This window comes from Cytobacillus sp. FSL R5-0377 (assembly GCF_038004385.1).
Taxonomy (GTDB): domain Bacteria; phylum Bacillota; class Bacilli; order Bacillales; family Cytobacillaceae; genus Cytobacillus.
In genome coordinates this window covers 26,788-48,030 of sequence record NZ_JBBORA010000001.1, presented here as the reverse complement: position 1 = coordinate 48,030, position 21,243 = coordinate 26,788, and the positions used below count along the sequence as shown (strand labels likewise).

Annotated in this window: 21 protein-coding genes; all 21 read right to left on the bottom strand. The window is 43.2% G+C overall.

Annotated features, from left to right (window positions below; genetic code table 11):
• Positions 1-17 precede the first annotated feature (17 nt).
• Entirely contained in the window at positions 18-626 is a 609-nt protein-coding gene (locus tag NSQ49_RS00245; protein ID WP_159866410.1) for a precorrin-2 dehydrogenase/sirohydrochlorin ferrochelatase family protein, read from the bottom strand.
• The gene (locus NSQ49_RS00240) at positions 607-1,359 is read right to left on the bottom strand and encodes a sirohydrochlorin chelatase (RefSeq protein WP_251282979.1); all 753 of its coding nucleotides are present in this window, start codon (positions 1,357-1,359) and stop codon (positions 607-609) included. Before NSQ49_RS00240 ends, NSQ49_RS00245 begins: the two co-directional genes overlap by 20 nt.
• Positions 1,360-1,390: 31 nt before the next feature.
• Complete coding sequence (gene cobA, locus NSQ49_RS00235) at positions 1,391-2,167, bottom strand: uroporphyrinogen-III C-methyltransferase (protein ID WP_159866404.1); 777 nt, start codon at positions 2,165-2,167, stop codon at positions 1,391-1,393.
• A gap of 304 nt (positions 2,168-2,471) precedes the next feature.
• On the bottom strand, positions 2,472-3,071 hold the full coding sequence (cysC, locus tag NSQ49_RS00230; RefSeq protein WP_251282978.1) for an adenylyl-sulfate kinase: 600 nt from the start codon (positions 3,069-3,071) through the stop codon (positions 2,472-2,474).
• Positions 3,072-3,083: 12 nt separating this feature from the next.
• Positions 3,084-4,229, bottom strand: coding sequence for a sulfate adenylyltransferase (gene sat / locus NSQ49_RS00225; protein WP_159866398.1), 1,146 nt, complete (start codon positions 4,227-4,229; stop codon positions 3,084-3,086).
• A 26-nt stretch (positions 4,230-4,255) separates the two neighbouring features.
• Positions 4,256-5,320: an inorganic phosphate transporter gene (locus NSQ49_RS00220; protein ID WP_159866395.1), complete on the bottom strand. Its 1,065-nt coding sequence runs from the start codon at positions 5,318-5,320 to the stop codon at positions 4,256-4,258.
• Positions 5,321-5,335: 15 nt separating this feature from the next.
• Complete coding sequence (locus tag NSQ49_RS00215; protein ID WP_159866392.1) at positions 5,336-6,052, bottom strand: phosphoadenylyl-sulfate reductase; 717 nt, start codon at positions 6,050-6,052, stop codon at positions 5,336-5,338.
• Positions 6,053-6,157: 105 nt separating this feature from the next.
• Positions 6,158-6,316 carry a YezD family protein gene (locus NSQ49_RS00210; RefSeq protein WP_268891662.1) on the bottom strand — a complete coding sequence of 53 codons (159 nt, stop codon included), beginning with the start codon at positions 6,314-6,316 and terminating at the stop codon, positions 6,158-6,160.
• 548 nt (positions 6,317-6,864) lie between these two features.
• On the bottom strand, positions 6,865-7,929 hold the full coding sequence (locus NSQ49_RS00205; protein WP_159866389.1) for a M14 family zinc carboxypeptidase: 1,065 nt from the start codon (positions 7,927-7,929) through the stop codon (positions 6,865-6,867).
• A 263-nt stretch (positions 7,930-8,192) separates the two neighbouring features.
• Positions 8,193-9,179 (bottom strand): Gfo/Idh/MocA family protein, encoded by a 987-nt coding sequence (locus NSQ49_RS00200; RefSeq protein WP_251282977.1) that lies wholly within the window; start codon positions 9,177-9,179, stop codon positions 8,193-8,195.
• A gap of 156 nt (positions 9,180-9,335) precedes the next feature.
• On the bottom strand, positions 9,336-10,610 hold the full coding sequence (larA, locus tag NSQ49_RS00195) for a nickel-dependent lactate racemase (RefSeq protein WP_251282976.1): 1,275 nt from the start codon (positions 10,608-10,610) through the stop codon (positions 9,336-9,338).
• Positions 10,611-10,624: 14 nt separating this feature from the next.
• Positions 10,625-11,464, bottom strand: a complete 840-nt coding sequence (locus NSQ49_RS00190; RefSeq protein WP_251282975.1) for an ABC transporter ATP-binding protein — start codon at positions 11,462-11,464, stop codon at positions 10,625-10,627.
• Positions 11,465-11,610: 146 nt separating this feature from the next.
• Entirely contained in the window at positions 11,611-12,147 is a 537-nt protein-coding gene (locus NSQ49_RS00185; protein ID WP_251282974.1) for a gamma carbonic anhydrase family protein, read from the bottom strand.
• Between the two features lie 22 nt (positions 12,148-12,169).
• Positions 12,170-13,681, bottom strand: a complete 1,512-nt coding sequence (locus NSQ49_RS00180; RefSeq protein ID WP_159866378.1) for a tripartite tricarboxylate transporter permease — start codon at positions 13,679-13,681, stop codon at positions 12,170-12,172.
• A gap of 30 nt (positions 13,682-13,711) precedes the next feature.
• Positions 13,712-14,212, bottom strand: coding sequence for a tripartite tricarboxylate transporter TctB family protein (locus NSQ49_RS00175; RefSeq protein ID WP_251282973.1), 501 nt, complete (start codon positions 14,210-14,212; stop codon positions 13,712-13,714).
• Between the two features lie 65 nt (positions 14,213-14,277).
• Positions 14,278-15,315 carry a tripartite tricarboxylate transporter substrate binding protein gene (locus NSQ49_RS00170; protein WP_251282972.1) on the bottom strand — a complete coding sequence of 346 codons (1,038 nt, stop codon included), beginning with the start codon at positions 15,313-15,315 and terminating at the stop codon, positions 14,278-14,280.
• Positions 15,316-15,375: 60 nt separating this feature from the next.
• Complete coding sequence (locus NSQ49_RS00165; RefSeq protein WP_341070278.1) at positions 15,376-16,197, bottom strand: enoyl-CoA hydratase-related protein; 822 nt, start codon at positions 16,195-16,197, stop codon at positions 15,376-15,378.
• Positions 16,190-17,437, bottom strand: a complete 1,248-nt coding sequence (locus NSQ49_RS00160; RefSeq protein WP_251282970.1) for a CaiB/BaiF CoA transferase family protein — start codon at positions 17,435-17,437, stop codon at positions 16,190-16,192. The genes NSQ49_RS00165 and NSQ49_RS00160 overlap by 8 nt, the downstream gene beginning before the upstream one ends.
• A 165-nt stretch (positions 17,438-17,602) precedes the next feature.
• Positions 17,603-18,256, bottom strand: coding sequence for a GntR family transcriptional regulator (locus tag NSQ49_RS00155; protein ID WP_251282969.1), 654 nt, complete (start codon positions 18,254-18,256; stop codon positions 17,603-17,605).
• Positions 18,257-18,509: 253 nt separating this feature from the next.
• On the bottom strand, positions 18,510-19,502 hold the full coding sequence (locus NSQ49_RS00150) for a tripartite tricarboxylate transporter substrate binding protein (protein WP_251282968.1): 993 nt from the start codon (positions 19,500-19,502) through the stop codon (positions 18,510-18,512).
• A gap of 366 nt (positions 19,503-19,868) precedes the next feature.
• Positions 19,869-21,227, bottom strand: a complete 1,359-nt coding sequence (locus NSQ49_RS00145) for a (Fe-S)-binding protein (RefSeq protein ID WP_341070277.1) — start codon at positions 21,225-21,227, stop codon at positions 19,869-19,871.
• Positions 21,228-21,243 lie beyond the last annotated feature (16 nt).

Here is a 21,243-nt window from a genome sequence, read left to right as displayed (position 1 = left end):
GTGAATTACACGGTTGTTTATGATAAGGATTGCAGATATGACCATTTGCGCGCTCTCTCATCCTTTGAAAGGCGGAAGCGGTCATCCAGAAGTTCTGCAAGCAGCCCGTTTTTTTCTGAAGGAGGGATAGAAAGCTTTTTTATTTGATCGCGGCATTTTCCCAGAAATTCTGAATATGCGGTCCAGCTTTCATCAAATTGTTCGTCAAGCTGTTTTTTTAGCATCCGGGTCAGCTTCGGGCTCGCGCCATTGGAGGTGATGGCAATCTGCAGCGGACCGCGCCTTACAGCTGCCGGAAAAACCACATTTCCTTCATCAGCTTCATCGACAACACAGACAAGCTGCCCTGAATCCAGCGATTGAGCCAATGCATGGTTTGCTTCACGGTCATTGGTGGCCAGTATGGATAAAAAAGCATCCTTAAAATCAGCAGGCTGCGCTTCTCGCTGAATGAGGTCATATCCTTTTTCTTGAGCGAAATGAATGAGGTCATCTGAAAAATCAAGAGAAACAAATGTGATATGGGCTCGTTCACCTTCAAGTGTTCTCGCTTTTCGAAACGCAATTCTGCCGCCGCCGGCAATGACGACTTTTTTGCCTGTTAAATCAATGAATAACGGCTGCATTTACATTCACCTCTCCATTTGCTTTTTCAGCGACCAGATTATGGATCACCTCATGTTTTCCCAGTGTATCAGTCAGAATCATGGAGCAGCCGGCCTTACCTTTCTTATTTACCTCTCTAATTACCTCACTTAGCAGAAGCCCTGAGAATAATAAATAAGGAATAACAATGACTTTGCCGCTTGCCTGCTGGCATATGGAATCAAGACCATTCTGAAAGGACGGAGCAGCTGCAGCCAAATAGCAGACCTGCACATTTTTCACGCCAAGGCGCTGGCTGATTCCGTTTTTAATAGATTTAAAGGCTTGGAGGATGGAAGAGTCGCTGCTGCCTCTTCCCACGATTAAAATAGAATCATCCACGCTGATTGGCTGCGCTTCTGCTGTAACCAGCTCTGAAATGGCATCAAGAATACTTTCCTGTACTCCAAACGGATCTGCCATTTTTACAGTGATGCCAGGATTGTTTTTTATTAACGGGCCAAGTGCTTCAGGAATATCCTCCTTGATATGCCCGGCGGCAAGTAAAAATAATGGCACAACGGTAATTTCAGAGGCTCCTTCCCGGACACAATATTCAAAGCCTGCCTTTATGTCCGGTTCTGTTAATTCAAGGAAGCAGAGCTTTTGTATAGGTGAGTTGACTTTTTTCATGACACTCTCGATAAAAAGGTTTGCTTCAGCAGCCCCTTTTTTTGAGCGTGTGCCATGACCGATGTATAGGACCGCTTTCATATGGCCCCCTCCTTTTCTATCAAACCGAAGCCTACCCTTGGACAGCAGGCAGATGCGGGACAATTTCCTCTTCGAACCAATTAATCTTATGGTGCATGGCGACAACATCTCCAATAACGATCATGCTTGGATTCGTGATGTTTGATTCTTTCACTTTGTTTTCAATCGTAGCAAGCGTGCCTGTAACGGTCCGCTGATCTGAAAGTGTTCCCCAGTGCACGAGGGCAATCGGCGTTTGAGGTGATTTTCCGTTTTGAATGAGGTTATTTATAATATTAGGCAAATGAGATACACCCATATATACGCAAATCGTATCTACAGCATGAGCCAAATGCGCCCACTGGTGCTCGGCCTCTTCGTTTCCGGCCTGATGACCTGTGACAAAGGCAAAACTTTTACTCAATGTTCGGTGTGTGACCGGTATTCCTGCGTAGGCAGAAGCCGCAATTCCTGCAGTGACTCCAGGCACAATTTCAAATGGCACATCATGATTGGCACATTCTTCTGCCTCTTCCCCGCCCCTGCCGAAGACAAACGGATCTCCGCCTTTTAGCCGGCAAACCAGCAGCCCTTTTTTTGCATATTTTACAAGAAGATGATTAATCGTTTCCTGCTTCATGACGTGGTGATTGGGGAGCTTGCCGCAATACACAAGCTGGGCTTCTTTTTTCGCATAGTTTAATAGTTCACGGTTTACAAGGCGATCATACAGAACAACATCCGCCTCCTGCAGGCATCGCATTCCCTTAACAGTCATCAGGTCCGGGTCTCCCGGTCCGGCACCTACCAAATAAACTTTTCCCGTCATTCTCATGCCCGCCCTTTCTGTAATGTCTTATAATATATGCACATTAATGCTTTTCCTAAGCAAATAATCTAATTGTTTTCTATAATACCATTTTTCGGGGTGAAATAGTAGGAATTGTTTTTTCAGAAAAGGAGTCTCCTATAGAAAGAGACTCCCGTTTTTATCGCAGTTTAACGGGCAGTAAGATCCCCACTTCAAGACTCAGAGGAATCAATTGAGGATAAGTGGGGTCTAACTGCCCGTAAAGGCCAGATTGGTTCATCTATCAATCAGCGGGAAAAACACCACTGATTGAAGTTTCACTTTATAAGATATTCTTTTCACGCAAATGTGTTAATATTTGCCCGACTGCTTCTTCTACTGTGTACTGATCAGATCGTACCGTAATTTCAGGCTGTTCCGGTGCTTCATATGGGGAATCAATTCCTGTAAAGTCCTTAATTTCTCCGCGCCTGGCCTTGGCATATAACTGCTTTGGATCCCGCCGTTCGCATTCTTCGAGCGGACAGTCGATGAAAACTTCAATAAATTCTCCCTCTTCAAACAGCGCCCTGACTGTTTCCCTGTCTGACCGGAATGGAGAGATAAAAGCAGTTGTAACAATCTTGCCGCTGTCCACAAACAGCTTTGCCACTTCCCCAATGCGTCTGATATTTTCATTTCTGTCGGCTTCTGAAAAACCTAGATCTTTATTTAAGCCGTGTCTGACATTGTCCCCATCCAGAACATATTCATTGATGCCCTGGCGAAACAGTTCGTGGGATACAGCATTCGCAATCGTTGATTTACCTGAGCCTGAAAGCCCGGTAAACCAGAGGACCACACTTCCATGGCCGTTCTGTGCCCGTCTGTCTTCTTTTGTAATTGCAGCTTCATGCCAGGTGATGTTTGTCGCTTTAGTCATTTTAACCGCCCCTTATACCGTTTCTTTTTCTCTCATGCCTTCAATTAACACTTCGACTACCTCTTTGCGGCTGAAGGTGGAAGGCGGCAGCTCCCCGTTGCGGAGCATTTCTCTTACTTTGGTGCCGGATAGAATGACGCGGTCTTCCTTGCTGTGCGGGCAGGTTTTATCAGATGCCATGCCTTCGCACTTATTGCAGTAAAAGCTGTGCTCAAAGAACAGCGGCTTGATGCCAAGCTCTTCTTCTGTAAAGTTGCTGAAAATATGCTGTGCATCGTATGTGCCATAATAATTGCCGACACCGGCATGATCTCTTCCAACGATGAAGTGTGTGCAGCCGAAGTTTTTCCTTGCTATGGCATGGAAGATCGCCTCACGCGGTCCCGCATATCTCATGGCTGCTGGATAAACAGCAAGCTGTGTGCGCTCTTTTGGGTAGTAATTTTCAAGCAGAACCCGGTAGCTTCTAAGTCGGACGTCTGCAGGGATATCATCTGACTTTGTTTCACCCACAAGCGGGTTCAAGAACAATCCATCCACCGTTTCCAAAGCTGCTTTCTGGATGTACTCGTGTGCCCGGTGCACAGGATTCCTTGTCTGGAAGCCAACAACTGTTTTCCAGCCTTTTTCTTCAAACAGCGCCCGTGTATCTTTTGGCTCAAACCAAACATCTTCTGCAACACCTTTACCAGGTTTTTTAATCAGTGTAACCTCGCCGGCAACATAAACTGGACCGCGTTCAAAAAGTCTTTTTACGCCTGGGTGCGCCAGCTCCTCCGTTTTATAAACTTCACGCGCTTCTTTGCTAAGGTCCGGCTCATACCATTCTGATACAGCGATGACTCCATATACTTCGCCTTCGTGAACCAGCTTAAATTTTTCACCGGCTGCAAGCTCTTTTGCTTTTTCCGCTGATACCGGAAGTGTAACCGGAATGGACCAAACCGTTCCGTCTGCGAGTCTCATTTTTTCAACAACAGATTCATAGTCTGCTTTTCCGATGAAACCAGTAAGAGGGCTGAATAAGCCAACACCGATAAGTTCCAGATCACTCAATGCGATGGCGTCTATTAAAATTTCTTTTTCAATTCCTGTCAGGTCATAATTGGGATTATAGTTTTGAATTAATTTTCCTCCATGAGGTTTCGGCAGAGCCATTTTACATCAACCTTTCTTTTTCATTTTTACTTTTTTTCAGTTATTGGGCTCACATTGGCTGGTGCCTGATTCATTAAGAATTTCACTCCAAAAACGGAGATAAGGACACCGGCCATTGCAATCACCGGATATACATTATGTTCAATGAGCAGCTGGATGAGCGTATAGGATAGGACCATCGATAAAACTGGTGAAACTACCCATACGACCAATAGCTGTACGACAATATCCTTCTTGAAGACTGAACGTCCCTGCTTTACAAATCCGATGCCGATAATGGACGATGTGGTAATTTGCGTTAAAGGGACAGGGATTCCAAAGACGGAAGCGATTGTAACAATACCTGCTCCAGTCCCTGAGATGACGCAGCCTTCTTCAAGACGGATTTTGGTAATCTTTTTGCCATTTGTCTCGAGGACTTTTTTTCCCAAGAGAACTGCTCCTAAAGCGACAAACAAGCCGCCCCAGAAAATCCCGCTGCCTGTGCTCATAATGCCGGCACCAACAAGTGGCCCAACTGCATTTGCGACATTGTTCATGCCAGCAGAGAAAGCTTCAAACACGCCCATAAAAACGACTAGTAAGGCTAAAATTGGAGCAGCCTTGGGCTTTTTAATCAGTTTCTGTACAAAATTTCTCTTTAATAATGCGGCCGCCGCTATGGCAATTAAAAAAGCGGCAAACGGTGTTATCAGCCAGAACATGACGATCCAGACAAGCTTTCCGGCAAATACGGATTGGTAGACGATGCCGGCACCAACAACAGAGCCGACCGTCACCTCACTGGTGGACAGCGGGATGCCGAATACATTTGCCAGAAACAGTGAAAGGGCCGCAGATGCAATCACAATCAGCGCGATGGCAACTGTGAAAGTCTCTTTAGGGACAATACCGCTGCCCATTGTTTTTACCACTTCTCCTCCGCCAAGCCATGCCCCGAAGAAAACGGCCATCCCGCAAAGCATGAGAGCTATCATGCGGTTTTTCAGGACACCTGAGCCATACGCAATTCCCATGGATGCTGCTGCTCCGCTTGCCCCGATATTCATGGCGAAAAATAAACCGACTGTGACCGCTATAATCGTAAGCATGGTATCATCCCCCTTTTAGCTCGTATGGAGGCCGCATTCAGTTTTGCCTGTGCCTGACCACCGGCCCGCACGGGAATCGCCATTTTCACCGACTGCCTGTGTACAAGGAAAGCAGCCGATGCTTGGATAGCCATGGTCATGCAAAGAGTTGTACGGCAGGTCTTTTTCCTTGATATAGGCCCAAACTTCATCCCATGTCCAGTGAATCAGCGGGCAGATTTTAATATTTTTGAATTTTTCATCCCTGTTCAGGAACTGCGTGTTCGCTCTTGTCGGTGACTGCTCGCGGCGAAGGCCGGAAATCCAAGCCTGCTTTGGTGTCAGCGCTTCTCTTAAAGGAATCACTTTGCGGATCTGGCAGCATGAATTCGGCTCCCTTTTCCAAAGGGCAGTACCGAACTCTGCAGCCTGCTGATCGAGTGTCAGCTTCGGTTCCTTCCGTTCAATCCTTAGAGTCGGAAAACGGGCTTCTATTTTATCAATCACTTCATAGGTTTCCGGAAAATGAAGCCCTGTGTCTAAAAAGACAATATGGGCATCAGGCTTAATTTGCTGAATAAGGTCAATTAGGACAATGGCTTCTGCCCCAAAGCTCGACGCATAAACAATTTTATCTTCAGGATAATGTTCATAAGCCCATTTCAATACAGTGGATGCGCCTTTTAATTTATTGTCAATTGGGAATGCATCAGATAATTGATTCCAATTTTCATATGTTACTGCAGTGCTCATCTTGCAGTACTCCTTTCATGTTCCTGTGTGTTCTTATTCAATCAAAAAAGGCCGTCTTCCCGACTGAAGAAAATCCTTCAGTTGAAAAGACCGCCTCTAGTTTTTCTAGTCAGCGCGCTTATTTGATTGAAGACGAACCTTTTCGTTCTTCTCAAGTTGTATAACCTTGCCATCCTGGACGACCAGCGTAATCGATCCGAATTTAATGTTCTGAAGCATCTGCTTTAAATGAGCAGATAACTCTTCCCAGTCAGCCTGTTTCAGTGAGGCTCGCCTCCTTTTTTTTGTTAAGGAAAGGATACGTTTTTTGGTTTTTTTTGTGATGTTGAGATTAATCCTACCATACCCATAGGAATTGTCAACAACTTATTAAAAGAAAATTATAAAAATCTTATAAATGGGCTTTTCTTCACGGAAAACCGTTAGTAAAGTACCAGATCTTGTTTGTCTTAATTTACGTTAAATTAGCCTATGGGTTTGTGTTTTGTTATTGAAGATTATGCTGGATCCAAGGTTTTTGCTTTTAATGTGAGGTTTGGTTGGGAGTGGTGCAGCTTGTTTTGATTTTTGGCGGTAACGTCAAGTTAATCTGACGGGTGGAAGCTGCTTATATTCCCTTTTGCTGAAACAGAGACATCTATCCTGCTCTTTGAGGCATCTTATTTCTCTTTTTCAAAATATATGGTGTAAAATGCTTAAGGTCATCACTGGTTGCCATTACCTTGCCCAGAAGAGGACAACCAGGTCTTCAACACATAGCTGTTTTCCCAACAAAAAACACCCCCGGCATGATAACCGGGGATGCAGAAATTCTATTCGTCACTTTCTCCGTTTTGCCTTGTTGTCTGCTCAGGCAGGGTATCCCAGAAGCTGATGTCAGCAGAATTGATTGATCCGTCTGCAATTGCTCTTACTGTCGCATCCAGTGTGTTAATTGTCTGCTTGATGAGGTAGCCGTTGCTCTTTTGTCCAAGGGCGTATGGCTCGTAGTTGTGGTCGGACATTCCGCGCATTTCAAAAAGAAGGGTGGAAATGTCGTAGCGGACTGCAGCGCCGTTTCGGCCAATGTTTTCACCTGTGCCGCCGACATATTTGCCAATGTGGCCCCAGCCTGTATTGTGAAGCGTGTTAAACACAACAGATCCAAGCTTTTTAGATTTTTCAAGAACCTCCGGCTTTACATTGCTGTTGGTCGGATAAAGAATGCTTCCGGATACAAGCTTTCCTTCCGTTTCACTTAAAGTGCCCTGATGGTGAAGATCGATCATGTAATCGATATTATATTTCTGGAACACATTTTCATGTAGAGCACGCGCTTCAGGCTCCATTTCGCTTGGTTCTTTATCATGTTCCCGATTCAAATCCACACGATTGGCATTATAGCGGGTTAAATGGCGGTCGCCATCGGCAAGGTAATCGTCAAGTGAGAAGTCCACATCCCCCATGGCTCCATCTGCGTTAAGCATTGGGATGACGAGAATATTGACATCTTTTAGGACTCCGCTTGATTTCCCGGTGCCAAGGTGTTTGATAAACTCCAAGGCTCCTTCCGTTGTCAGCTGCTCATTTCCGTGCTGCTGAGTCAGAAAGAGAATAGTTGGATTTTCAGGGTTGGATATGTATTTTGCCATATGAATATCACGGCCTTTAACCGTCTGGCCGATAACTTCAAGCTGCATGGCTTCCTGCTTGGCATCCTGTGTTTTCAAATAATCTGTTAAACTGGCATATGTATGCAGTATAGAAGTCTGGATGGACCCGTTTCCTGTGCCCGGCCCATTTCCTACTGCACCTGCAGGCATGCCCACTGCTGTAACAGCACCCAACGCCATTAAACCTGTCAGTGATACTGATAGAACTTTTTTCTTTAATGTCATGAAATTCATTCCCCCAGAATTGATAGATTAACTTACACTATTAATTCTAGTAGAGAAGCTATAGTGAGTTAATAGAGTATGCTACCTATTCTTTAGACAAATTTCGTGTAGCGAAATAAGTACTAATAGAGTAGTTTAAAAGCTTTAACTCTTGTAAAATTACTCCAATTTTACCAATTGAGTGATAATGACAAAAAATATCTATACTATAAAGTGTCAATAGAACTAAAAAGGACCGAACAGCAATTGTTCGGTCCTTTCGATTATTTCTGGTCAGCTGGATAAATCACACCGATTTGCCTGCGTGCTTCATCCAGAATTTCCATCGTTGCTATGGAGTTTGCAAACGAGTTCACTTCTGATTCGGTTTTGCCGGACTGAATCAGATTTATGAATTCTACTGCTTCGTAATACATGGTATCGCTTAATTGATCCCGGGTGAGGTCCTCCCTCTCTCCGTTCCGATAATGCAGTTCCACTTTTTCAGGATTGCTTATTCTGTCTATAACGAGATTTCCGTCTTCTCCTTGTATTTCGGAAGGGAGACTTGAGTCGGTTATTTTACTGAACATGATCACTGCATCCATATCAGGGTATTTAAGAACCATGCTTCCTTCCCCATCGACCCCGGACTCCAATTTAAAGCCGGCAGCTTTAATTTCCTCCGGTTTACCGAATAAAGCCACAAGGGGATAAATGCAGTAAATACCGATGTCCATTAATGAACCATTCGAAAATTCGGGTTTGAATGCATTCAGCACTGTTCCCTCCCTGTAGGCATCATACCTGGAAGAGTACTGGCAATAGTTTGCAAAATACCTGCGAACCTGTCCGATTTTAGATAGGTTTTCTTTTACCGCCAAGAAATTAGGCATTAAGGTAGATTTAAGTGCTTCCATGAGCAGAACCTTATTTTCTTTTGCAGCGTTGATCATCTTCTGCAGTTCCTTTGCATTTGAAGCGATTGGCTTTTCGCATAGAACATGAACATGGTTATTCATAAAAATAGTTGCCTGCTCTGCATGCAGGGAATTCGGACTTGCAATATAAACAGCATCAATTTCTCCGCTTGCAGCCATAGTCTGCAGATCAGTAAAAGTCTTCTCTACTCCATATTTGCCTGCAAATTCTTTTACTTTTTCATCCGTGCGGGAATATACAGCTGAGAGTTGGAAATCTTCAGCCTGCAATGCCGCTTTTAAAAATCTTTCTGTAATCCAATTTGTGCCTACTATACCGAAACGAACCAATTCTATTCCTCCAATATCTCCTATGGGATCATTATTCTCTCATTCTTAATGAAAATGAAAGAAATTGCAAGGATTTTCCCAGCCTTAACTATCATTCCTTTTCATCATAGGATAAATTGAACGAATCCAAAATTTTTTGTGATTGGTTTCTCATATTCAGCTTTTAACAGATTCCTTAATGTATGGAATGGTTAAGGGCCCAAGCGGCATAACCGCAATCCTTAAATCTTTTCCATGCTTTTGCTGCAGTTCTTTCACTGTTTTTTCAATAGAGGAAGACGGGAGGAACATAGCATTCTTAATATCTTCATTTGATAGGCTTGAATATACATACACATCAGCCCACACTTGAATAATGGCCTGTTTTTGAACTTGCCATTGGTCAAAAATTGAAAAGGCCGGATCCTCGATCATGTCTAATATTTCTTGCGGAGTTGCTTTCATTTTTAGAATTTCCGCGTAATTTCCGTGGTTTGGCAGGCCGTCGCTGCATTCGGAAGCGCAGATAATGGCGCCGCCCTTTTTTACAATTTTTTGTGCAGCGCTCATCCCTTTAACAGCCTGATATAAATTCTGGTCCAAAGGATACCCGCTATTGCTTGTAATCACAATATCGAATGGCTCTTCGCATGCCACCATTGAATGTTCTTTGACATATTCACATCCCGTTCTATGAGCCAAAATAACATCGCCTGCAAAAAAGTTGGTAATCTCTTTATCTCCGTTCAGCGTTACATTCAGCATAAAATCCGGTTTGGCCATAAGGGCTGCTTCTGTTGCTTCCCCTTGAACCGGGTTGCCTTCAATTTTACCCCAGGTACTGTCTTTATCTCCGATCATTCTGGCATTATGAAAATGCATAATGGTATCAATCCCGGCAATGCCAGGCATTATACCCTTTGGCCCCCCGCTGAACCCAGCAAAAAAGTGCGGTTCAATAAAGCCTGTAACAATTTTAAAATCACTTTGGCAATATTCACTATTAAAGTAAACCTCACCCCCGTATGAGGTTGTGCCCAGGTAGGTCTGTGTGGTCCGATCGAATGCATTATTATTAATGACCCGCACACGTTTCACAATGTCCTCCCCAAGCATTTGAATAAGCTCTTCTCTTGTATTGTCACGGTGACTGCCTGTGCCATTAATGATGATAAATTGGTCAGCCGGGACATGGCTTAATTCTTCCATTATCCACGGAACCAGCTTATAATTTGGTGTGGGTCTTGTCATATCGCTAATGACAATTGAAACCGTATCCGTGCTTTTTACCATTTCTTTTAATGGCTTTGTCCCAATGGGATTTCTCATGGCTTTAACTGCTTTTTGTTTTTCGTCATCCAAGCCGGGAATATGGACAGGTTCAATTACTTCTGTATGATCGGGAAGATTGACCAGAAGTCCTTCTTTCCCATATGCCAATTTAATTTCCAAGGTACCATTCCTCCTTACATTAGCTGCTTGCCTCCGCTTATAACGGGCTGTGAAGATTTAACACGAATCCAGGCACGGCCGTTTTCCCACTCTACTGATAAAGGAACACGGAATGTTTCCTCCAGTTTCCGCTCTGTCACGACAGTATGTTTCTCACCCTGCGCCACAACTTTGCCTGATTTCAGGAGCATTACATGGGAAATGGATGGAACGATTTCTTCAATATGATGAGTCACATAAATGACGGTGGGACCATCTGGAATGGACATCATCTTCTCTATAGAGGACAGCAATTCTTCTTTGGAATAGATGTCAAGGCCATTACATGGTTCATCCAATATTAATAAACGGGGGGAAGACATCATCGCTCTCGCAATCATTGCCTTTCGTTTCTCTCCTTGAGAAAGTGAGGTAAGCGTCTGGTTTTCAACATGGCTGATGCCAAATTGCTTCATTAATTCTTTTGCCTGTTCTAAATCTTGCTGCGTAATCTCCTCATACAGCCCAATAGACGCAAATTTACCGCTTAATACAATCTCAAGTGCCGTATCAGCCGGACGGAACTGAAATTTGTCATCCAGCGATGTGCTGACCCAACCAATGGATCTTCTTAGTTCCGGGATATTGGTTTTTCCGAAAACATTGCCCAGTACTGAAACACTTCCGCCGTTAGGCCATTTATAGCCGGTAATCATATTCAGGATGGTGGTTTTTCCAGATCCGTTTAATCCAAGGAGTGCCCAATGCTCTCCTTTCTGCACCTCCCAGGATACATGATCAAGAATGTTCTTTCCGTTTCTTTTCCAGCTGATTTGCTCGAGAGAAATGACACTGCTGCATTGTGTATGGCTCATCATGATCCTCCTATCTTAAAAATAATGCGAACTTTATAGAATAAAATAAAAAGAGAGCTGAAAGACACTATAAATTGATTTCCATAAAGGATACAGGAAATCCTGTGTATCAGCTCATCATTTTCAGATTTAGGCTAATCTTCCGTCTAAAAGGAACTGGTTAGCTCGGAAACGATTCCATTGCGGCGAAATTTTACCCCGTTTTTCTGATAGAATTTTGCCCCTTCCAGGATACGTCCTTTTAATTCCTCATTCACTGGTTTTAGAGGCTTTGCAGGAACACCTGCAGCAAGGGTATGATTTTCGATTACTTTATGTTCTCCTACAACGGCACCAGCGGCGACAACGGCCCCTTCTTTGATATGTGCTCCGTTTAAGACAATCGCTCCCATGCCTATAAGAGCTCCATCTTCGATTGTGCAGCCATGAATAACACAGTTATGTCCAATGGTTACGTTTTTTCCTATGCTGACGGGATACCCTTCATCCACATGAATCATGGTTCCTTCCTGAACATTTGTACCCCTTCCGATTTTAATAGAGTCATTGTCCCCTCTTAGCACAGTATTAAACCATATGGATACATCAGCTTCCAGCTTAACATTCCCGATCACATACGTATTTGGGGCCAAGTATACAGATTCATGGACAGCAGGTTTCATGCCTTCAAATTCATAGATCATTCAAAACAGCTCCTATTCTTTTTTATGAGGCGATTGTATTGCCTGAATCATTTAAACGGTTTTTCCTGTTCTTAACCCATTTATTTAGAAGCGGATACAATATACTGATGATTGATAGGATGATAAATGTTAACGCGATAGGCCTGGTAAAGAAGATGGATATATCATTATTGGACATTTGCATCGCTCTTCTAAATTGATCTTCGGCAATTGGGCCAAGTACCACTCCTAAAACAATCGGAGCCAAAGGGAATTTAGCATTTTCCAGGTAGTAGCCAATAATGCCGAACAGAAGCATCATGCCAACATCAAAGATGGAGTTTCGAACAGCAAAGGTTCCCACTATACAAAACAGCACGATTAATGGCCCTATCACTGTATACGGAACCTGAAGAATCTTGGAGAACACAGAAATAAACGGTTTTGCAATGACAATGATTAATAGATTAGCAACAAGAAGACCCATTAAAATGGTATAAATCAAAGATCCCTGTGTTGAAAACATGAGTGGACCTGGCTGTATTCCGTGAAGAATAAAGGCCCCCAGTAAGATGGCGGTTGTAGCACTCCCGGGAATTCCAAGAGACAGCAATGGAACCATAGCTCCCATAGCTGCTGCATTATTGGCTGATTCAGGGGCAGCAATCCCCTCTGGTATGCCAGTTCCGAAATCTTTGGAATTTTTAGACCAGCGGGCTGCTTCACTATAGCTCAGCATGGCAGCAGTCGTTGCCCCAATTCCCGGCAAAATGCCGATAAAAACACCTAATATTGATGAACGCCCAATGACACCGGATATCCGTTTCATAATATTCCAGTTAGGGAGTTCAGATCTGACCTTTTGCTTTGAATTGACTTTATGGACCTGCTGCACTCGCCGCAGCACTTCAGAAATGGCGAATAATCCAATCAGGACAGGAATGAAATCAATTCCTGACATTAATTGGCCAGAACCGAAAGTAAATCGGGGGACCCCAGTCATCGTATCGATTCCAATCGTTGCAATGAACAAACCAAATGAAACGCCAATGAATCCTTTCACAAGATTTCCGGCACTTAGGGAAGCTACTACGGTAAGCCCCATCAGTGCCAGAGCAAAGTATTCAGGAGAAGAAAACTTAAGAGCAAATGATGCAAGAAGAGGTGTTAGAAAAATCAAGACAATCGTACCAAATACACCTCCAGTGGCAGAGCTGAATATGGAGATGCCGAGTGCTTTCCCCCCTTCGCCTTTTTTAGCCATAGGGTATCCGTCAAATATGGTAGCCACAGCTTCGGGTGTCCCGGGAGTCCGGAATAAAATAGCGCTGATAGAACCGGAAAATACCGAAGTAGCATAGATGGAAGTCAGCAGCAAAAAGGCCGCAGTCGGGTCCATTGCATAGCTGACCGGCAGGAGGATAATAACGAGCATGGTTCCGCTGATTCCAGGTATGCCGCCTCCTATAAATCCAAGCAGGACACCGATCAATAGTATGAACAGATTGAATGGTTCGAAAAGATTCCCAAAACCGCCTAAAAGTCCTTCAACCAATGTGAATCACCTCTTTTATTAGAATGGCCGTTAATAAAACATCAAACTGAACACCTGGAAAATCCCTATTCCCCTTGGGAAAGGCAAGTTCAGCAGAATTGGAAACAGTACAATGGACCCTGCGGTTGAAAGGACACCGGTTAAAAACGGACGCACCCTGCCTTTCATGCCGAAGAGAATAGCTAAAGCAAAAACCCCAAAGATAGTGGAGACAATAAAACCAACATAACCCAAAACGAATGTATAGACGGCAAGAATCACCAGCATAAGGAAGAACCTTTTTGGATAAACAAGTTTTTCATCATCAGCTTCATTTTCCGAATCACTTTTCTGTATATTCTGATTATTTTTAACCTTAAACGTCCTAATCAATAAGAAAACAGACAAGATGAGCATTAAAAGCATTAGGGCTGCAGGCCAGGCTCCAGGTGCAATAAAGTTTCCTGTCCTATTTTCAATTTGTAAGGACATCACCAGAAAAAAAGATGAAAAAACAATCATTATTATTGAAAGGTTGCGTTCTAAAGTCATATTTTACCCCCCTGACTTTTTAAAAGTCATCGGGAAAATGCGTTCTCCCGATGACTTGTTTCTGCTTAAAGGCCCTCTACAATCGATTCGTATGTTTTTATTTTGTTCTCAAGATTCTTTTTAAAGTCCTCCCCATTCAGCCAGCCGTCACGTAAATGCAGATAACTGTCTTTCTCATACTTCATATATTCTTCACTGTCTTTTGCTTTCTCTAATGCCTGCTGAAGTGCGTCAACAATCTCATCTGGAGTATCGGCGTGCACCAGCAATCCGCGTTCTTGTCCTTCTGTCAGGTCAATTCCTTTTTCCGTAGAAATAGGTGTCTCTTCAAAGCCTTCTAATTTCTTGTCTGTAAATGCCAGCAGCATTTCAACAGACCTATCTTCAATTTGGGCAATGCTGGGACCGATTTCTTCAAGCATCCCATCAATATGTCCGCCTAACAAGGCTGCATGCATCTCCCCTGCATCTTCATAGGAAATATAATTAAGTTTGATCCCGGCCTTTTCTTCAAACTGCCGCAGAACCAATTCATCAAACCCTACAGCTCCTGTTCCTCCTACAGAAATTTTGCCTGGGCTCCCCTTAGCCTGTTTAATAAAATCTTCATAGTCAGTGAACTTTTTTCCTTTAAGTACCTGGAGGGACATGGTATCCTGCTGAACACGTCCTATCGCTTTATATTGCCTCAAATCATGCGGAGTGGTTTTTCGGGCAACATTGATCGGATAGTTGGAAGAAATCGCCCAGATAGTATAGCCATCCGCAGGCTGTCTCGCTGTATGGTCGCCGGCGTTAGCACCTGAGGCACCAGGTAAATTGACCACATTTATATTAACATCAAGTGTATCGCTCATTTCTTTGGCGATTGAGCGCGCAAAGGTATCGGTTCCTCCGCCGGCACCCCATCCGACAACAATTTCGATATCTCTTTCAGGATACTTGCCTGTACTGTTTTTTCCATCTGAATTGGCACTTGTCCCTGAACTGCAGCCTTGCAGGACCAAAAGCAGTATGGTAAGCAGCGATAATAGTGAGAACTTGCTCATTTTCATGTATTCTCCATCCTTTTTTATTAGTTGGAACCATTGCAGTTCCTCCATAAATTTCCTGCTCTGCCCTTAAGACTTACCTCTGCTGACTGAAGGTTAACCGGTTGATTTCTATGAATATTTGAAATTTGGTTTCCGTTTTTCCAGGAAAGATCGGACTCCTTCTTTATAATCCTCAGAGAGAAAGGATTCAATGATCAGCTTTGATGCTTCAGGTGAATCCTCCTGGGCACCAGACAGTACTTCATTGATTATTTTCTTCGACCCTCTGACGGAGGCTTGAGCATTTCTGCAAATTAACTCCGCATAAGAGAGAGTTTCCTCCTTAATGGATACGGAAGGGATGATCCGGTCAATCAGGCCAATCTGTAAAGCTTCTTCAGCATCCAGTAATCGTCCGGTGTAGAGAATATCTTTCGCTTTGGATGGGCCAACTAAGTCTACAACGTTTTTGGTTCCCGGCGTATTGTATACCAATCCAAGCTTTGCAGGGGTTATGCCAAACTTCCCGTTTTCATCTGAAAACCTGAAATCACAGGCCACCGCAATTTCACAGCCTCCCCCTACACAAAAACCCCGAATCATGGCAATCGTTGGCTTAGAGGCATTCATAATAGCTTTTTCAGCTATCATGGTAGCTTCGTTATATTTTTCTGCTCCCTCAGCCGTATATCTCAGCGTTTTAAATTCATCGATATCTGCCCCTGCAGAAAAGGCGACTGATCCTTTTCCTTTAAAGATAATCACTTTTATGTTGGAATCCTGTTCACATTCTTCCATGAGCTCAGGAATTTTTGTCCATATATCAAAGCTTAACGCATTCCGTTTTTCCGGACGGTTGAAACAAATGTATGCGATTTCACCTTCTTTTTCCAAAAAAACCGGGTCGCGGCATGTTTTTTCTTCATTTATGGCTTCAAGGTTTTTAGACATGGTTTCTACAACCTTTCTCTTCATTTTTTTTCATTAAATTCGTATCTTCCATAGTTTTCACCGCACCTGACTCTGTAAGCTTAGTAATATCATCTTGGTCGTAGCCCAGTTTTTCCAGCACGGCCACGGTATCCTGTCCGAAAAGAGGGGACGCCGTTCGTACTTTGCCCGGTGTTTCTGAGAATTTCGTTGGAATGCCGATCATCTTCATTTTTCCGATAACCGGATGCTCAACTTCTTCAATCATCCCTCTTGCATCGTAGTGGGGATCCTGCACAGCTTCTGCAAAATTATTGATTGGCCCTGCTGGAACTCCTGCTTTTTCACAGCGATCAATCCAATACTTCGTTTCGTGACGCATTAATACTTCTTCAATATCTTCTTCAAGTTCTAAGACATGCTTATTTCTTAATAAATTCGTTTTATATCGCGGGTCGGTAATCCATTCGGGCTTTTCAGCAACCTCTATGCAAAACTTTTCCCATGTTCTTTGATTTGCACATCCAAGCATCATATAGCCTGATTTTGTTTTAACAGCCTGATATGGAGCAGAGACTCTGTGCCGCCACCCAGTCGCTTGCGGAATCGTGCCTTCAGCAAAATAAGCACCTGCTTCCCATGTAAACCAAGGCAGTCCTATTTCGGCAAGAGCTATATCCAGATGCTGCCCTTTGCCTGTTTTCATTTTATGAATATAGGCTGCAAGAATGGAGTAGGCAGCTGTAATCCCTGCACCTATATCATAAACAGCTATTCCAGACTTCATGGGCCTCATCCCTTTTTCCCCTGTCATGCTCATTAAACCTGTCATCCCTTGGGCAACAAGATCGAATCCGCCTTTATGGGAATAGGGACCAGTCTGTCCATAACCTGAAATGGAACAATAGACAAGAGCTGGGTTAATTTTCTTCAAGCTTTCATAATCAATTCCGAGCGACTTCGTAACCCCGGGACGGTAATTTTCTACAACAACGTCCGCTTCTTTTGCGAGCTTATAGAAAATCTCCTTGCCTTCTTCACTTTTAAGATTAAGTGCAATGCTTTGTTTGTTGCGGTTGATCTGAAAAAAACAAGTGGATTCCCCATTCACATATGGCCCCATTTGCCGGGAATCATCACCGCCGTTGACTTTTTCTACTTTCATGACATCTGCTCCTAAATCAGCTAAAACCATCGTACAGTATGGTCCAGCCATTATTTGAGAAGCATCAAGGACTTTCATTCCTTGTAAAGGTCCCATTCCAAACACCCCATCTTTAATTTGTGTGTCTGAAGCGAGCCCGATCGAACCGGCAGTTGTTCATTTCTATACAATTTTTATCTTTATATGGTATAATTAAGGTCGATTTATTTATTATGGGTGGAACATTTCTATTTTGGCGAGTGGAGATGTTCCCCTTTTTTATTACTCGCGGATCATATTGGTTCCGCGTTCTAAATCATTCCGCAGATGAACTTTTACGTTTTGTATAACCGATTCCTCATCACGAGCTATTAGAGCATTAAGGATTTGGCGATGTTCCTTAAGGATTTCTCTGTTGTGCTCATTATTTTTGAGGATATTGGCACGGTAGAGCAATAGAAATGAACGAACCTGCTGAAGCAGGTGTAATGCCCGTTTATTCGGACTGGCTTCTAAAAGACGATCATGAAATTGTGCATTTAGCTCTAATAATTGAAGGTGATTCCCCTCTTCAAATGCCCTTTCTGCATCCAGAAGAATAATCTTAATCTCTTCCAGTTCCTTGTCTGTAATCGTTTTCAAAATTAAGCGCGTTATTGTGGGCTCGAGCATCAGCCGGCATTCATATAAATCATTAAAATCACTTTCTTCCAGCTTGACGACACTTAGCCCCAGATGGTCCTGGACCAATAACCCCTCAATTTGCAGCTGGCGCAGAGCTTCTCTTAACGGGGTCCGGCTAATGTTATATTTCTCTGCTAACTGTGAAACATTGACTTTCTCACCTGGTTTCAATTCACCTGCCAGGATCGATCTTTTAATAATGTCATAGATTTGCTGGTAAAGCGGCTGTGAAAATTGCAGGCTTTGCACCATTTAAATATTCTCCTCCTTTCAAATTCCCCTAAATTTCAGAACGGGTTTTGTTGCTGAATGCTGTATCCAGGATACAGTGTCTATGTTGATGATAAATAATATTCTGAAAAGTGTCAATATTACAAATAAAATTTTCACAGTTATGTAAAACTAGTCAAATTTCGACACTGTCCTTGGGCCTGTCACACTCTGCAGCCGATTTTCCTCATGAAACAGCAGAAAGGCTGCGTTCCTGCCTTTCTGCTGTTTTGGGTTAGTTCATATCATTTAAGAGGTTGCCGTAAGTATCAATTAATTTCTCCAGTTCAGCATTGTAATCATCCGCACCTAACCAGCCATCACGCAAATGCAAGTAACTTGCTTTTTCATATTCTTTGTATCCTGCCCGGTCTTTTGCTTCTTTAAGTGCATTTTCCAGCACCTCTATTATTTCAGGAGGTGTATCCGCATGAACCATAAATCCTCTGCCCTGTCCATCTGTTACATCGATGCCCATCTCAGTAGAGGTTGGCACATCTTCAAATCCTTTCATCTTTTCTTCGGTAAAGGCAATTAGCATCTTGATATCACCGCTTTCCAGCTGTGCGATGGAAGGTCCGGGCTCCTCTGCAATGACATCAATATGTCCTCCAAGAAGGGCCGCTGTCATTTCGCCTGAACCTTCAAAAGAGATATAGTTAAATTTGGTTCCAGTGGCTTTTTCAAATTGCTTAACCACCAGTTCGTCAAACCCTGCGGAACCTGTGCCGCCAATCGTGATTTCTCCTGGCTTTTCTTTCGCCTGTGCAATTAAGTCATCGATGTCTTTAAACTTCCCGCCGTTCTTTACTTGAAGCGTCATCGTGTCATTTTGAACCCTGCCAACAGCTGTTAATTTGCTTAAGTCATTTTTTTCTGCACCTGCCGCAATATTCACCGGGTGATTGGATGTAGCAGACCAGATTGTATAACCATCAGCCGGCTGCCTTGCCACATGGTCAGCAGAGTTGATTCCAGATGCTCCAGGCATGTTCACAACATTGATATTGACACCTAGTATGTCTTTAAGCTCTTTGGCAATAGCCCTTGCAAAATTATCGCTGCCGCCGCCTGCACCAAAGCCAACCACAATTTCAATTTGCCTTTCAGGATAATTGCCGCTTCCCTTTTCTTCCGAACTTGCTTCTTTAGGTGACGAACTGCATGCCTGCAACATGAATAGTAATGCAATGACAAGAGACAAAAACGAAAACTTCTTTAATTTCATACACATTCCCCCGTGTTAAGAAAAATTTTAAATTTCTGAAATTTTTCTTGCTTGTAAGTAATCACTTATCAAACAGGATGCAGAACCATTTCCATTTTCTTACCTTGCCGCAGCCGTCATGTCACCTCCCCAATATGTGTCTTTATTCATATAGCAAGATGCAATTTTCGTGCCGAGTTGCCAAAAGGGGGGATTAAAAAATGCTAAATTTTCAGATTAGGATAATTAAATGTAAGCCTTTTCAATAAAATTCGGACATTCTCTGTTTTAGTTTGTCTGCAGCACTCATTCCTTTTTATTGGACAATTGCCTGGTTATCGTTCTCTTTTGAAACAATCTGTCTTTCTAATCCGTATCATTATGAAACTATTTTTTGGCCGCTTCAGCTTCTGCCCTTTCAATTGATTCCATCAGATAATCAACCACATGTTTCGATTCAATTACTTCTTCCATGCCTTCCCGGTAAACACCAAGCTTCATTTGAAGATAGCATCCTGGATTGGCTGTAATTAATACAGCTGGTTTCGTTTTTTTCACATTCGTCATTTTTTTGTCCAATATTTCATTAGCAAGTTTTGGCTGCAATAAATTATAAATACCGGCAGAGCCGCAGCAGTACTTTTTCTCAGGAAGCTCTACATACTCAGCGTTCGGAATCTGTTTTACCAATTTTGCAGGAGCATCCTTTACTTTCATCACGTACTGAAGGTGACAGGAAGGCTGATATGTGACTCTTTCACCGCTTCCTGCTGCGGCAGGTAGCCTGCCTTTTTCATAAATAATTTCGCTAATATCTTTTATTTTAGAGGAGAAGACTTTTGCCTGTTCCAGCCATACTGGATCATCACGAAACAAATCGGCATATTCAGCAAGTGCTGCTCCGCATCCCCCCGCATTTGTGATGATATAGTCAACATCTGCTTCTTCAAAAGCCTGTATGTTCGCTTTTGCCAATTCAATTGTTTTATCTTTTCTCCCGCTATGGTGGTGCAGAGCTCCACAGCAAACCTGAGACCTCGGAGTGACCACATCAAACCCTGCCTTTGATAGCAGATTAATTGAATTATCATTGGTTTCTCTGAACATAACATCCATAATGCATCCATGGAAAAATGCCACCCGGCCATTTCCATTCTTTTCTTCCTGTGCCCTGGATGTAAACTCCTGGTGCTCTTTTCTCTTTGAAGGCGGGAGAATTTCTGGTGTTATTCGTTCCATCTGCCTCATCTGATCCGGGAATAATTTCAATAAACCCAGTTTTCTTGTTAGAGACTGCATGCCGCTTTTTTGATAAAACCACAGCAAGTTTCCAACCGTATTAAGCCTATTCTGATCAGCAAGAATATGGTCAAAAAAGAAGTCTTTGAAAGTGCGCGCAGTTTTGGCCGGTTTTTTAATATCCGTTTGAACAGGCAAGGAATTCTGCACGGGTGCTTCTTCAACAGCTGCTGCTATTCTCTCTTTGGCGAGCATGACAATATCAGGCACCTGGACATCAATAGGGCATGCATCCACACATGCCGAACAAAGCAGGCACCGATCCAGCTGATCTTTTATCTCCTGGTTTACAGGGATATCTCCTTCAAGCAGACTCCTTGCCATTAATACTCTTCCTCTTGGCCCGTCCGCTTCTCTTCCTGTGATATTTAATGTGGGACATACATTGCGGCAGGCCCCGCAGCGCACGCACGTACGCATAGATTCTTCCGCGGTAAGAAGCTTCACCTTCTCATCACCTCCA